This window comes from Spirosoma litoris (assembly GCF_054776755.1).
The window spans coordinates 25,873-40,691 of sequence record NZ_BAAHBI010000061.1 but is presented as its reverse complement, the minus strand read 5'-3'; the positions used below and the strand labels follow the sequence as shown (position 1 = coordinate 40,691).

Annotated in this window: 9 protein-coding genes; 2 read left to right on the top strand and 7 right to left on the bottom strand. The window is 48.2% G+C overall.

The genetic code is table 11. The annotated features are described in order from the left end of the window. Positions 1–105 precede the first annotated feature (105 nt). Positions 106–1,119 (bottom strand): Smr/MutS family protein, encoded by a 1,014-nt coding sequence (locus ACYVGR_RS30955; protein ID WP_460963839.1) that lies wholly within the window; start codon positions 1,117–1,119, stop codon positions 106–108. Positions 1,120–1,414: 295 nt separating this feature from the next. On the opposite strand from ACYVGR_RS30955, the gene ACYVGR_RS30950 reads away from it, so the two are divergent. Continuing rightward, complete coding sequence (locus ACYVGR_RS30950) at positions 1,415–2,434, top strand: LacI family DNA-binding transcriptional regulator (RefSeq protein WP_460963838.1); 1,020 nt, start codon at positions 1,415–1,417, stop codon at positions 2,432–2,434. 209 nt (positions 2,435–2,643) lie between these two features. Here ACYVGR_RS30950 and eutC read toward each other — a convergent pair whose 3' ends face one another. The 6 genes from eutC to ACYVGR_RS30920 all read right to left on the bottom strand — a co-directional run bounded on the left by eutC (position 2,644) and on the right by ACYVGR_RS30920 (position 13,797). After that, a complete protein-coding gene (eutC, locus tag ACYVGR_RS30945; RefSeq protein WP_460963837.1) occupies positions 2,644–3,408 on the bottom strand; it encodes an ethanolamine ammonia-lyase subunit EutC in 765 nt (254 codons plus the stop codon). A gap of 84 nt (positions 3,409–3,492) precedes the next feature. After that, positions 3,493–4,872 (bottom strand): ethanolamine ammonia-lyase subunit EutB, encoded by a 1,380-nt coding sequence (locus tag ACYVGR_RS30940; protein WP_460963836.1) that lies wholly within the window; start codon positions 4,870–4,872, stop codon positions 3,493–3,495. Positions 4,873–4,885: 13 nt separating this feature from the next. Then, positions 4,886–6,199, bottom strand: coding sequence for an ethanolamine permease (gene eat / locus ACYVGR_RS30935; protein WP_460963835.1), 1,314 nt, complete (start codon positions 6,197–6,199; stop codon positions 4,886–4,888). Between the two features lie 113 nt (positions 6,200–6,312). Beyond that, a complete protein-coding gene (locus ACYVGR_RS30930) occupies positions 6,313–8,820 on the bottom strand; it encodes a phosphocholine-specific phospholipase C (RefSeq protein ID WP_460963834.1) in 2,508 nt (835 codons plus the stop codon). 232 nt (positions 8,821–9,052) lie between these two features. Further along, complete coding sequence (locus ACYVGR_RS30925) at positions 9,053–10,588, bottom strand: SusD/RagB family nutrient-binding outer membrane lipoprotein (protein WP_460963833.1); 1,536 nt, start codon at positions 10,586–10,588, stop codon at positions 9,053–9,055. Positions 10,589–10,608: 20 nt separating this feature from the next. Further along, on the bottom strand, positions 10,609–13,797 hold the full coding sequence (locus ACYVGR_RS30920) for a SusC/RagA family TonB-linked outer membrane protein (protein WP_460963832.1): 3,189 nt from the start codon (positions 13,795–13,797) through the stop codon (positions 10,609–10,611). Positions 13,798–14,366: 569 nt separating this feature from the next. Between ACYVGR_RS30920 and ACYVGR_RS30915 the strand changes: the two genes are divergently transcribed. Then, complete coding sequence (locus tag ACYVGR_RS30915) at positions 14,367–14,789, top strand: EamA family transporter (RefSeq protein ID WP_460963831.1); 423 nt, start codon at positions 14,367–14,369, stop codon at positions 14,787–14,789. The last annotated feature ends 30 nt before the right edge of the window (positions 14,790–14,819 follow it).

Sequence of the window (14,819 nt, the reverse complement as noted above, 5' to 3'; positions counted from 1 at the left end):
GCCTTATGCCTGCTATTCGTCGGCCTCTGGCCGATACATTGATTGTTACTACCAGCCATAGACTGAGGAATAGCAGGCACAAAGCCAGAGCCTTGCGCCATCCAACTATTTAAGCGTAACCTTCGTGGCACCATAGCCGAATTTCTGTTTCTGAGCGTCTTCAAAGAATTTAACATTGGCATGCTGCCCCAAGCGCTTATGAAGTTCTGTTCGTAGAGACCCGCTGCCAACCCCATGAATAAACGTAATGTCGCGCATGCCGCTCGCAATAGCATTTTCGAGGGTTTTCTCGAATGTATCCAATTGGAGTTTTAGCAGATCGGCGGGCGTACGATTGCCTGGGCCTTTGGGCAAAAGCTCTTCAACATGTAAATCCACAATTGCAGTAGGCCGGTCAATGGAAACATTCGTCGGTTCTGCTTTCGACTTGAACATTTCAGCTTTCAACTCATCAGGCCGGATGGTCGTTGGCTTCGGCTGTTGACTCGCAGAAGTCGGCTGCTCTACAGCCTCAGCATCCAACTGCGTCAGAAAACCGGGCTGATTTAGGACAGGCACGGTTGTTTTGCTTTTGAACAGCGTGGTTGCCCGAGCTTTAAAGCGCTTCATTAACGGTTGTCGCAACGAGGACTTTCCAGCCCGAAACCACAACCCCTGCACAACAAACGTTGGCCATTCTTCAAATTTGGCATGGGCATACATGTCATTCATTTTCTGCTGCGACTTGGGTTTCAACAAACCACTGTGCAGTCCACGGAATTGCACTCCTCCCCCAACACCAGCCGACTCTTCACCCAAAGTATACGGAAACTCCCAGTCGGTATTATTGATGAGGTGTAGCGTATATTCTCGATCGTTGACTGGAACAAACGCCAGATAAATACCCTGATTTGACAGAATGACTGGCGCAGCGGGTGTCACCGTTTTTTGTGGCTCATAGATACTTGGCTTTAGTAACCGTTCGGCTTCCATCGGCGAAACCAGCACCAGCTCTGACCGCATCACCGGAATACGGAATCCGTCTTCAATTTCAATTTCGATCATGTTGCCCGGCAAAAACCGCGACACTACTCCCTGTTCTTTTGCCCGGAGAAGCCGGACTTTATCCCCAATATTCATAATAGTCGTTAGTCACGAGTCGATAGTCGTCAGTTTTAGGAGTCATGTACTAGCAACTCTTGCCTGTCGGCTATCGACTACTAATTAGTAAACGCCAAAAGTATAACGCAGATAGTCAAAAATCTCTTCCATCAATTTTTTAAATCATTTTGGCAGCTTGTCTATCCTTCGTTATAGAAAACCTAGATAGAGTTAAAAACGGTGATTTATGCGATAATTAGTCGATAGATAAAGGGCGATTTTATTGCTCAATCGGCTTAAATCGGCTATTTTGACCGATTGCGCGCCAAACGCTATGAAAGAATCCGTTACCATAAAAGAAATTGCCCGTCAGTTAGCGATCTCACCGTCTACCGTTTCCAGAGCCCTTCAAGACAATCCACGCATTAGTCCTAAAACCCGTGAAGCCGTTCAGGAACTCGCCAGTCGGTTGAAGTATTTCCCTAACGCAACAGCCCGTAACCTACAACGGGGTAAAACAGGTGTATTCGCCGTAGTGTTACCCGAAATCCGGGAAAACTTTTTTTCGGAAGTCATTAACGGTGTCGAAGAGTTAGTTTTTGCACATCAGTATACCGTTGCTCTGTATCAATCGCACGATTTGTTTGAACGGGAGAAGCAAATTCTGGCGGTACTGGCTGCCAACCAGGTAGAAGGTGTCTTGCTTTCTGTCGCCAAAGAATCGGAAAACTTTCAACATATCCAGGACCTGATTGATCGAGGGATTCCTGTGGTGCTTTTTGATCGAATTCCGCCTAAAATTGAGACACATCAGGTTGGTTGCGACATTGAAAAAGGCGCTTACGATGCCACAAAATGGTTAGCGACACAAGGCTTCAAACGAATCGCCCTCCTGAACGGACCGCATCCTTTGGTCGCCAGCGAGGAACGCTATCGAGGATACATCAAGGCGCTTCTGGAAGATAACCTGCCGATCGAAAATGCCTTGATCAAACGCGTCGATTTAACCACGGAGGATATTACAGAGAAAATGAACCAGCTCTTAATATCGGCGACTCCCCCAGATGCGGTCCTGGCTTTTAATGATTATGTGGCACTGGATGCAATAAAGGTTTGCCGTGAACATGGTCTCCGAATCAATCAGGACATTTCGTTCGTTAGTTTTTCCAACTTACCGCTTACCGCCTACTTAGAAAACCCACCTTTAGCATCAATCGAACAATATCCCTACCAGATTGGCCGTAAGGCTGCGGAAATTTTATTGTCAGTTACCAATCAGGACGTCGATGCTTATGGACGATTTCAGCAAATTCTGCTTCAACCAAAACTAGTTTTTAGTTGCCAGACGGTATAGTTGATTGTATTTTTTTGTCATCCCGACAAAGGAGGGATCTTCGGGAATAACTATTTTTATACTTATCCGAAGATCCCTCCTTTGTCGGGATGACAAAAAAAATACAATTAACTATCAATAAGCTCTTTAACTGGGAAATCAATCCTATTTAGACTTAGGTTGTAGCCAGCAATTCCTGACTAAGCCTGACAACCTCTAACCACACCTGACTAACTATCTAACAGTCCGTTGTTATCTTTCAAGGCTACGCCCGTTATCTGTAAGCGGAAGGCGGAATTGATGAGATACATCAGTTTATCGACGGCAAGCGCTGGTGGCAATCCCCGATCGCGAATGTTTGAGACACAATTTCGGCGTTCGTCGGTAAGGCCGGGTTCAGGAGCGTAGGTAATGTAAGCACCCATGCTATCGAACGAACTGAGTCCAGGGCGTTCGCCGATCAGGATAATCGCTAATCGGGGACGAAGAATTCCGCCAATGGCATCCGTGATCGCCACTCGTCCCTGTTCAACCAGCAGCAAAGGAGCCAGGGAGTAGCCTGCCTGTTGGGCTTCCGCAACCAATCGGGTTACGACAGGGCCAGTATAGGTATTAATCGCCGTTGCCGACAGGCCATCCGCGATGATAATACTGATGTCGGCGGGCGAGCTTGCCAGTTGCCGAAGTTTGTCTTCCGAATCTTTCGCTAACAAACGCCCCAAGTCGGGCCGCTGCAAATACACATCCCGATTCTCAGCCTGGCTACGTATGTGGTGAACAGCCAAACCCGTACTTTCCAGATCAGCCTGTAAACCATCCACATTCAAATGCGAATAAACGGCATCTTTGGCATGCGCATGCGCCATCTTGAACCGAAGCGACTCCTGAAGCGGAATGGAAATACCGGTTTTGCCAAGTGCAATTCGAGCATTTGTATACGCTTTGAGCGGCTCCCAGTCGTCGGGCTCTATACCTGTTTTTTTTACGTCGTTCATGTGAAAAAGCAGGGAGCCAGGAGCGCGGGGCAGGGTTCGAGGGACGGCACTTTCCCCAGCTCCGAGCCCCATGCTCCACGCTAATTAGCTCACCAAAGCCGTATAAAGTTGTTTTTGTAAGCCTGTTGACAATCGATTGCCTACCGAATCCATGATACCTTGCCGTAATAACCACGCTTCAAACTCAGGAGCGGGCCGCAGGCCGAGTACCCGACGAAGATACAAGGCATCGTGGAATGAGGTCGACTGATAATTTAGCATAATATCATCAGCACCGGGAATACCCATAATGAAATTAATGCCCGCTACCCCCAGAAGCGTTAGCAGCGTATCCATGTCGTCCTGATCGGCTTGCGCATGGTTGGTGTAGCAAATATCCATGCCCATCGGCAGGCCCATGAGTTTCCCGCAAAAATGGTCTTCGAGTCCGGCCCGGATAATCTGTTTCCCATCGAACAGGTATTCAGGCCCAATAAACCCAACAACCGAATTGACCAGAAACGGATTGTACTGCCGGGCAACGGCATACGCCCGTACTTCGCAGGTTTGCTGATCGACGTTATGATGCGCACCAGACGACAAGGCACTCCCCTGCCCGGTTTCAAAATACATAATGTTGTTGCCCACCGTACCTCGTTTCAGGGACAGTCCCGCTTCGTAAGCCTCTTGTAAAAGCGGAAGACTTATCCCGAAACTGGCGTTTGCTTTTTCGGTACCGGCAATCGACTGAAAGACTAGATCGACGGGCACATCCTGTTCGATTAATTCCAGCGTCGTGGTAATATGACTCAATACACAACTTTGGGTTGGAATGGCAAACCGCTCCCGAACGCCATCAATCATATACAACAAGCGCGATGTAGCCGCTGGGCTATCGGTCGCGGGGTTAATGCCGATGGTTGCATCTCCACTGCCGTAAAGCAGTCCATCGATAATGCTGGCCGCTACCCCTTTCGCATCGTCGGTTGGGTGATTGGGCTGCAAACGGACGGACAGATGTCCACGTAACCCAAGGGTATTTCGAAATCGGGTTATGACTTCGCACTTTTTCGCAACCAGAATCAAATCCTGATTCCGCATCAATTTCGACACGGCGGCTACCATTTCCGGCGTCAGGCCACGGGCTAGTTGCTGGAGGGTTATTGTATCGGCATCATCGCTGAGTAGCCAATCCCGCAAATCGCCAACTGTAAAATGGCTTATCCGTGAAAAAGCAGCTTTATCATGCGTATCGATGATTAAACGAGTCACGTCATCGGCCTCGTAGGGAATGACAACCTCGCTCAGAAAGGTCACCAACGGCACATCGGCCAGTGCCATTTGGGCAGCGACCCGCTCTTCGTAGCTTTCGGCCGTCAAGCCCGCCAACACATCTCCTGACCGGAGCGGACTAGCTTTAGCCAGCAGTTCCTTCAAGTCGTTGAACCGGTATGTAAAGTTGCCGATCGTGCAGTGATAGGACATGATATTTAATGACTTAACTCCACTCCTCCTTAATTTTCCGATACCGCCCCGACACGTAAAACAACCCCATGACAGCCACCAGCCCTCCAAAAAACAACAGGCTCAACCAGCTATAAAAATAGATCATTGCCACTAACGCCACGAGTGCCAGCAGTAACGCAATGGCAGGAACAACTGGATAAAATGGCGCTTTAAACGGGCGTGGCATGGTTGGCTGACTCTGTCGTAGTTTAAACAACGACAACATGCTAATCAGGTAAACGACTACCGCACCAATTGTTGATAGAACCACTAGCTTGCTTGTATCTAATGCGATGAGGGCAATAATACCAAACACCGCCCCTGCCAATAAAGCCCAATAGGGAACCTGCCGGGATTTGCTTACTCCTGAAAGTGCATGTGGTAAATAACCACTACGCGCTAGGGCAAAAATCTGCCGGGAGTAACTAATGATGATGCCATGAAACGAAGCAATCAAACCAAACAAGCCAACGCTCGCAAAGAATTTGGTTAACGGATTCTGTCGTCCGAGGACAATGGCAATGGCTTCGGGCATTGGGTAGTCGAGGTGGTCGAGTTTTTCCCATTCGGTGATGCCGCCTACACTAATCATGACGGTCAGTGCCAGAAACGCCAAGGTCAGCACCGCCGAGATATAGCCTTTGGCGATGGCATTACTTCCCTCCTTTACCTCCTCGGCCACCATGGCAATCCCTTCGAGGCACACAAACAGCCAGATGGCAAATGGCAAGGCAGCAAATACGCCCGGCCACCCAAACGGCATCGGATTGTGCATGAACGTATCGAAGCTAGTATGCGGATATACAACGCCGATGAAAAGCAGTAGTTCACCGATAGCAATGATGGTCATAATCAGCGAAAACCAGGCAGCTTCCTTTATGCCCAATAGGTTGATTATCGTGAAAATCACAAACGACGCAACGGAACACCACACAACCGGAATCGATGGATACAGAAAGTGAACATAGCTACCAAGGGCCAACCCAATAGCTGGCGTGGCAAACAGAAACTCAATCAGCGTTGCATAACCAGCTACCAAAGCTCCCAACGGTCCAAACGCCTGTAAGGCATAGGCAAAGGGCCCACCTGCGTTCGGGATGGCTGTTGTAAGCTCGGTAAAGCTGAAAATGAAGGTAAAATAGAGCAGGGTGATGATGAGTGTGGCAATCAATAACCCCACTGTTCCGGCCACACCCCAGCCGTAATTCCAGCCAAAATATTCACCCGATATAACCAACCCCACCCCTATTGCCCAGAGGTGAATGGGCTTTAACGCTTTTTTTAATGCTGGAGGATTTTCTGTCATGTGTCAAATTTAAAGAGCGAAAGAATGAATGAGTGAAAGAGCGTCATGCTAATCACTCATTCACGCTCTTTCACTCATTCATTCTTTCGCTCATTCATTTTTTCGCTCTTTAATCAAGCAATTGCCTGCCCCATCAATGGATCGCTATAGCCAACTTTACCGGTTTCAACACGTCCGGCATATCGCTGCTCGAAGGTGTCGAATCCGGTCACTTTCACGCTGAAATCATACCAGTTATGGCTGTTTTTCAGGCTTAGCAAGAGGGTTTGTTGAGCCCCTTTTGCGCCTGCTTTGTCCAGCGTTTTCTGTTCACCTTTGGTGTGGTAAGCATTATCGGTGAGCTGAATAGCATAAGCACGTTGCGGGTCCAGGTTTTTAAGTTTCACCAGCACATTTCCCGTAAGTTGCTTTTTGGCATCTCGTTCGTAGCTACATGAAATTTCAATGGCAGGATTATTCGCGGCCCCTTTGAATTCACGCAGAAACCCGTTTGGTCCATAAACACAGAGATGATAAGGTTCATCCAACGACCAGGAATCGCTCAATTGATCACCCGCGACAACCGTATACGAGCGGATTTTCACATCGTCGGGCAGCACCTGATACACCTGAAACGGAGCGCCCAGTGCCTGCTTGCCAAAGACTTCATTCTTAGCGGCCAACGTCATTATAAACTGCTTTCCGTTAGCGTGTCCATCAACGTATAATTCGTAGGGCAAGGCATTGGCCAGACGCACACCTTTTTCCTGCGTAGGTATATGCACGGATGCGACTGGATTCTGGTTGATCTCCCGAATTTCATCGGCGCTGAAAGCTTTGTAGCCGCTGGGTACTGGCTTAAACTGCGCCTTGTGGATACTTTCGATAAAGGCTTCTTTAGCCACAAATTCGGGTAGTTTGATTTTTTCGCCCTGATAAGGTCGAAACGCGGAGGTAAGATCCCCACAAACGGTCCGGCGCCACGCGCTGATGTTGGGTTCTTCTATTTTCTTCCCTTTTTTATGGCTCAGAAATTTCTCCAGAAACTGAAGCGTCGACGTATGGTCGAACACTTCCGAACAAACATACCCTCCCCGACTCCAGGGCGATGCAATCACTAATGGAACCCGGAAACCTAAGCCAATTGGCCCCGTTCGGCCTTTGTTTAAGCGCTTGTCTTCCTGCTCCTTCGTGACAAACTCCAGGCGGGTATCAATGCCTTTGCTGGTTAAGCCGGTTTCGGGCTGGTCGGGATGGGCCGGAACGAATGGCGGAATATGATCGAAATAACCATCGTTTTCGTCGTAGGCCAGAATAAAAATCGTCTTTTTCCAGATATCCGGATTCTGTGTCAGAATATCCATCACCTCCGAAATATACCAGGCTCCGTACCAGGGTGCGCCGGGGTGATCAGAAAAGTTTTCGGGAGCTATCAGCCAGGAAACGGTAGGCAGCTTCTTGTTTTTCACGTCCTCGCGGAACTGGTGCAATACATCACCTTTGGGCACCTCCACCTTCCGTTCGATGCTCCCATCCTGATACGTTTTTGTGGTTAACGTCCGGTAATCAGGGTCGTTTACGTTGGTGGTGAATGCCTTTTCGTGGAGATTCTTTTCCCGCTGCGATAGTTTTTTATACGCTTCGGGTGTGTAGTTCACTAAGTCAGCCTTAACAATTTTCTGCCATTCCTGCTGATTAGCCAAATCCCGTTTCGTACGCACGTAGTCTTTATCGGTTTCGGGCAGCGCTTTTAGCTTGGCCTCCAACGCTTGTATACGCTCGGGCAACGCTTTTTCTTCTTTCTGGATAAAGGGATAATAGGCCGGATGGAATCGAACCCGGTGCTGCGAAAACCACTCGATGGGGTTATCCGTAAAGTTGCCCAGCCATTCGTCCTGTTTCCCCTGAAATCCGGTTGGTAAACTGATTTCGTTCTGATAAATCCGCCAGGAAATACCGAGATCTTCTAAGCGTTCGGGAAAGGTTGTCCAATCGACTTCCGAATCATAATCTACGTTTTCATTACGCACGTTGGCCATCGCCTTCGGATCGCGGGGATCCCGGAGCGTACCGGTCCAGAAATACAATCGGTTGGGGGTAGTCCCCGTCAGCGACGAGCAGAAATTCTGATCACAGACCGTAAAGGCATCGGCCAGCGCATAATAAAACGGCAGGTCTTCGCGATTATAATACCCCATCGTCAGGGGCATTTTCGCGTATTCTTTATTACCCGACTTCTTGGCGTCCAGCCATTTATCCTGCTTTCCTCCGTTGTAGGCATCCACCTGATTTTCCCAGGAATGCGGCAACGAACTCATCCAGGTCGCTTTGGTATCCTTCAGATTCAGTCGAAACGGAGCGTAGGTTTCATTAGCTGCGTTGGTTTGCAGCCAGACTTTATTTTTGTTGGGCAGGTTAATTGCTCGGGGATCGTTGAACCCTCTGACGCCCTGCAACATACCGTATGTATGATCGAACGAGCGGTTTTCCTGCATTAAAATAACCACGTGCTCGGCGTCCAGATAGGTTGTGCCGGGCTGTGGATCAATGGCAAATGCTTTCTGAATCGACTCGGGAAGGATGCCCGATAAACCCGTTGAGAGTAAAGCTGCTTTTTTAAGAAAATCCCTTCTGGAATCCATACTTTAGTCAGTAACTGTTTATCAAGATACGGTTAAAGGTGCAAAAAGTACCCGTTTTTACCGATTCTTTATTCAGTAATTGATGATTTAGTAACACGATACTGGCGCGGGTTTGAACCCGTGCCTTCCCATTTCGTCAATATTCACTGACATAGGAATAGACGACGCGCAGCGAATGCTGGTTATATGAAAAGGCACGGGTTTAAACCCGCGCCAGTCATTTCAAGATTTATTACTTTAAAATCCACATTTGCTCGTTAGTGTTGTCATTGCCACTGTACTGATTGGTCAATGCCGATTTCACGTTGGTGCCGTTGTAATCCAGCTCGCTTTGTGGGTACAGCCAGCGGATAGGCAGCTTGTTGCCCGGCACGTTCATGTTCGATGCTGTATTGACGGGGAAAGCGGGGTAACCCGTCCGGCGATTTTCGAAGAATGCATTGTATGGAGCCTGTAAAAACGTGCTCAGGAATTGCTGCGTTATAATCTGCTCGATTTGCTGTTCCGATGTGCCCGCTAGTTTCACTTTATCCGATGCTACGTAACTGCTGATATAATCGGCCGTAATGGGCATATTGTGGTGGTAGGCTGCGTCGTTAGGCGTATTGTCCATGACGAATTTCATGGCTGCCGTTATCCCATCAGCATAATAGGTCGCTGCCGTGGTACCCGAAATCCATCCCCGAACCGTTGCCTCGGCCAGCATGAATTTCAGTTGGGCATAGCTCAACAAATACACGGGTTCGCTGGCGGGTAATTCCAGGTAACGGCTGTTCACGTTTGAGTAATCTTTGGTCGCGTAGATTTTACTTAAATCAGCGTATACCATCGACGGATCGGTACCAACGTAGGCCGTTGGGTCGTTAACCGCCTTGCCTTTAGCCAACTGCACCGGCGATGGGTTCGCGTAGTAATACAACCGACGGTCGTCCAGTGCCTTGAGCTTATCGGTCAATGTGCTCGACACCATCGTGTAAATCATCGCCTGGTTATTGAGCTTATAAAACGGATAGCGTTGGCTCGCTTTATCCGAATAAACCAGTTGAAAATTATCGCTGTTGCTCGTGAAAATCGGACGGCTACTGACAATCTCTTTAAACCGATCCGTTACTTTCAGGTCGGTATCGCCGGTTTTCTTGTACAGGTTGAGTAACACCTGTAATTCAAAGGTATTGACCACCTTACGCCACTTCGTCACGTCGCCCGCATAAACAGGATCGCCCTCAAAAGTGGCTCCCTGCGCGAACAACTTATCGGCTTCATCCAGCTCGCTTAAGATACCCTGAAAAACCTGCTTCTGGGTGTCATAAGTTGGTGCCACGTTGTTACTTTCTCCCTTCAGAGCGTTGCTGTAAGGAATATCACCTACTCGCATCGTTAGGTTGAAGAATTTCCAGGCCCGCACAAAATGACCCAGCGCCGTGTATGAGTTTTTCGTCGCACCCGCTACGGAGTAGTTCAGCATTTTTTCTACGTTCGTCAGCACGGGTAGTACCTCAAAACTGGTTCGGCCTAGGTTGTTGTACTGCATATCCTCCGCAAACTCGGTGTAGAGGATCGTTTTACCCAGCATAAAAGGCTGCATAAACGTTTTTCCAGAGCTGATGGTCTCATCGGTAATATTCAGAATCAGCTTGGATGCCAACATAGGTGCCGTAACATTTACGGCAGCATCGGGGTTGGCGTTCAGTTCATCAAAATGGGAGCAACTGGCCGATGAAATCATCAAGAGCCCGGCGAGTATATAGTGTTTATAAGGCGTTTTCATTCGAAAGGCGTTGACGGTGATTAAAACGTGAGTTGGATATTAGCCCCTACGTAGCGCACAGAAGGCGAGGTAAGCTGGGTGTCATCGGCTTTGTCTGGATCGGCAAACCGGAAAGCTTTGGCCCACATCAGCACGTTTTGTCCTGTTAATGAAATACTGGCCGTTCGGGCACCAATGCGGCTGGCCAGGGCACTGGGGAGCGTATAGCCAATCGATACTTCCCGCAGTTTCAGGAAGGTTGCATTGGTTACCCCCCGTGTGCCATCGCCGTAGGTACGAGCGTAGCTTTGATACGATACCTTAATATCGTTCGGAGCAAACTCACGGGTATCGCTGGTGATCTGGCCGAGGTTATCGTAGGTAATGGTTCCACCGGTAACTTTCACACCCTGACCCACATACGATTTATTACCGTTCACCACCTCATCGTAGCGCCACTGATTGTCGCTGTCTGGGTGCGAACCGGTATCCCACATTTTGTACGAGCTATAGTTGTTCAAGATACCACCAACGCGCCCGTCGAAGCTTAGCCCCAACGTGAAATTGTTGAATTTGAAATAGTTGGCTAGTCCCCAGATAAACTTAGGATCGGTATACCCGTACAGGTAATTGTAATTACTAGCCAATGGCATACCATTCGCCTGATGGACAACATTACCAGCGCGATCAGTAACCCAGGTGCGGCCGGTATAGGTATCGGTTCGTCCGCCCGGTACTGTCCATAGATTAACCGCCGAATAGACAGGGTCAAGATCTTTAAAGTACCGGTGATTGTAGGAGTAATTGGCAACGGCGTTCCACTGGAAATTACCCGTTTTGACCACCGTGGCATCCAGACTCACTTCGACCCCCTTGCGGATATAGCTTTGTTTCGTGTTAATAAGGGTCGATGTAAAACCCGATGCCGCAGAGACAGTAGCGCTTGTCTGGATGTTATAGTTATACTTATTGAAGTACGCTACGTCCAATTTAAACCGTTTACCCAGGAAATAAGCTGATGTACCGATTTCCCACGTGCGGTTGGTTTCTGGATTAACCACGCTGTTCCGAATCGTTGTTGGATAGGTTGCCGAGTTGAAGTTGTCCCAGTCGGCTGTTGTTGTCGAATAGGTCTGGTTGTTGGCAAAAACGCCCAGATCGGTCTTCGAGAGTGTCCAGGAGCCCCGAACTTTCCAGAAATCGATTCCGGTCGGCATTTTCAGGAATTCGCTCATGACCACGCTACCCCCTACCGACGGATAGAAATACGACCGTGAACTCTGCGGCATCGTTGAACTCCAGTCATTTCGAGCGGTTACGTCCAGAAAGAGTGCATTCATATAGCCGAGTGTCAGCTTACCGTACAAACTGTTCACCTGCTTTCTCCCATACGGGGTACCATCGGTAATTGTAAAGAGAGACGACTGTGTACTTGGGCTTGGATTAACAACTACATCGGGTCGCTCGATTGAGTTATTCAGCGAATAATAACCGGGTACAACAATTCCGCCACGCGTAGAGCTGTAGAGTTCTTTGTTTCCATAGGTATAAATGGTTCCTCCAACCAACGCATCGATGTCCAGCTTACCAACGGATTTGTTGTAGGTCAACAACGCGTCGCCATTGAAACTATAGCCATTTCGCTGATCGATTGAATACATACCATTAGCCGTCCAGCCGCGCGTCGACAAAATATTGAGGGGATTCCGGCGGGTTTCGTTATTGAAGAACATATCAAACCCCGGACGAACAATGATTTTAGCCCCTGGAAACACCTCATAGGTAGCCGTCAGGTTGGTGTTTACTTTGTTCTGCTCAATGCCGTTCAACTTCTCGTACGCCATGATGTATGGGTTATCGTACCAGGCTTTGTAATGCCAGTTTTGTTGTACGTTCGGGGTAAGCCAGTAATTATCCTTATAGAGGCTCAGGTCGTATTCAGGCCCCATCCAGATCAGGATGTTATAGATATACCCCTGGGCCGTATAACCCGATCCAGAAATTTGGGGAGCTGTTTTCCGGTTGTACCCCATCTGGCTCGACAAGGTGAATTTGCTCCCGACTTTCATTTCGCCCGAAACGGAGAAATTAATCGCATTGGCTTTTAGATTCGGGTATTGTCCTTTGTTGTAAATATGGTTTAGCGAAACCCGGAAGCTACCATTCTCTCCACTCTGTGAGATACTTACCGTATTGTTGGTAATGCCACCCGGCACCAGAAAATCATTAAAATTATTCCGCCCGCGCGAGGTCAACTCCTGGTCTTCCATCTGCTTCGAAATCGGATTCCATTGCATAGCCCGCTTGCCAATATCGAGTTTGGCACCCCACACGTAATCGGTTGGGTCATAGACACCACCCAGACCCGCGCTGTACGAATGTTGTACTTCAGGCAGCATCAGGAAACCCGCATTCACCATGTTGTTCGAGTTAACCGTAACGGTCAACCCTTTCGAACCCGCTCCACGTTTGGTTGTCACAATAACAGCACCACTCCCCCCACGCGAACCATAGAGAGCCGCAGCCGTTGGCCCTTTCAGAACGTCGATGCTTTCGATATCATCCTGAGGAATGTTCCCGATGTTCATGTTCCCATAAGGTATACCATCGATTACCAACAGGGGCGTTTCACCCCGCAGAGAGAGCGCTGGAGCCTCGTTGAATTCGGTACTGTTTTTAATCCAAAGCCCGGCAACCTTACCCGTCAACGACGTGGCTGCGTTAACACCTTTTACGGTTTGCAGCGTAGTACCCGATACTTTCTGAACGGCGTAACCCAGCGAGCGTTCTTCACGCTTCACGCCCAGCGCCGTTACCACCACTTCGTCGAGCTGCTTCTGGTCATCGGCCATCGTTACGTTGATTTCCGTCCGATTACCAACGGTTTCCTCTTTGTTTACGTAACCTATGAACGAAAAGACCAGTACATCCGAAGCACCAGACACGCTAATGCGGTATCTACCCTGCGCATCAGTTGTAGCACCGCGTGTGGTTCCTTTAATCGTTACGTTCACACCGGGTAGCGGAACGTTGCCTTTTACATCATTGACAACACCGGTGATCGTAATATCGGCGGGTGTTTCATGGCCAGAAGCTGAGTTAGCCAGCCTGGGCGTGTCAAGCGCATAGGTCGAGCTAAGCGCAAAACAGGCAAGAAAAATCAGCAGAGGACTGCGGAAATTCCTTTTGAACGGGAGGAATGACCTCCATTCGTGTAAAGAGTGTACCATGTGCAGGTTGTACAGTTAGTTAGAAAAACAGGAAGAATACAGCTTGAGAAGGCACGTTGAGTGGGTTACTCGATTGACTAATACACACTCGAACTCCTTAACATTCGCTTAACATTCAGATTAAAGTACGATTAAAGCTAGTGAGATAGGCCATGTCACTCAATAGTAAATTTTAAAGAAAGTATGATTTGTGCCAATTATGAGTTGTGCAAACGTTTGCAGTACCCTAGACAAACGTTTGCACAGAAGGTTAATATTTTCTCAAAAATCCCAATATCACTTAATTTAAATATTGATATTACTAACTTCTATATCCATTAAATTTCAATAAAATAGGGAATATAAAAATAATATTAAGTTAACACTAGCTTAATATTGACGTAAACAGAGTCGAATACGAACTGTTACCATTACCAACAGTTGGACGTTTCGCTCTACGGAGTGGGCCAACGAAGTGCAATCTGGATTAGTGAAAATATGGCAAAACCTAGAAGTGAGTTTTACTGAAAGTTTTTTAAATCATTTAGCCATCCTTTCAGCTTTATATAGGATAACTATCATTTAGCTTTATGTGGATTGTATTTGCTTTATCAGCGGCTTTAGCGGCTGCTACCGTCGTTACACTTTCGAAAGCCGGTATCAAACATGTTGATTCAAGCCTGGCATTTGCAATCCAATCTGTTTTGATTTTACTGGTATCCTGGAGCGTGGTGATCGCCCAAGGTAGCCTGCCTGATGTAGCGCGAATTGAACGGCGAGTCTGGATTTATCTGGTAATTGCGGGTGTGCTAACCTGTGTGTCGTCCCTGCTTTCGTTTCGGGCATTAAAGCTAGGGAATGCGTCTCAGGTATCGCCCCTAACTAATTTTTCACTCGTCTTCTCGGTCATTCTAGCGGCTGTTTTCCTGAAAGAAAAATTGAGCTGGCAGGTTATTGCGGGTGCCGTGATGATGGCTATTGGGGCATTAACCATTGCATTGGCACGTGGATAAGCTACGTTGATTCGATGACGTTTCGGGTAA

Coding starts and splice junctions, on each gene's coding strand:
- ACYVGR_RS30955 (WP_460963839.1), bottom strand. CDS start 1,119: ATGAATATTGGGGATAAAGTCCGGCTTCTCCGGGCAAAAGAACAGGGA.
- ACYVGR_RS30950 (WP_460963838.1), top strand. CDS start 1,415: ATGAAAGAATCCGTTACCATAAAAGAAATTGCCCGTCAGTTAGCGATC.
- eutC (WP_460963837.1), bottom strand. CDS start 3,408: ATGAACGACGTAAAAAAAACAGGTATAGAGCCCGACGACTGGGAGCCG.
- ACYVGR_RS30940 (WP_460963836.1), bottom strand. CDS start 4,872: ATGTCCTATCACTGCACGATCGGCAACTTTACATACCGGTTCAACGAC.
- eat (WP_460963835.1), bottom strand. CDS start 6,199: ATGACAGAAAATCCTCCAGCATTAAAAAAAGCGTTAAAGCCCATTCAC.
- ACYVGR_RS30930 (WP_460963834.1), bottom strand. CDS start 8,820: ATGGATTCCAGAAGGGATTTTCTTAAAAAAGCAGCTTTACTCTCAACG.
- ACYVGR_RS30925 (WP_460963833.1), bottom strand. CDS start 10,588: ATGAAAACGCCTTATAAACACTATATACTCGCCGGGCTCTTGATGATT.
- ACYVGR_RS30920 (WP_460963832.1), bottom strand. CDS start 13,797: ATGGTACACTCTTTACACGAATGGAGGTCATTCCTCCCGTTCAAAAGG.
- ACYVGR_RS30915 (WP_460963831.1), top strand. CDS start 14,367: ATGTGGATTGTATTTGCTTTATCAGCGGCTTTAGCGGCTGCTACCGTC.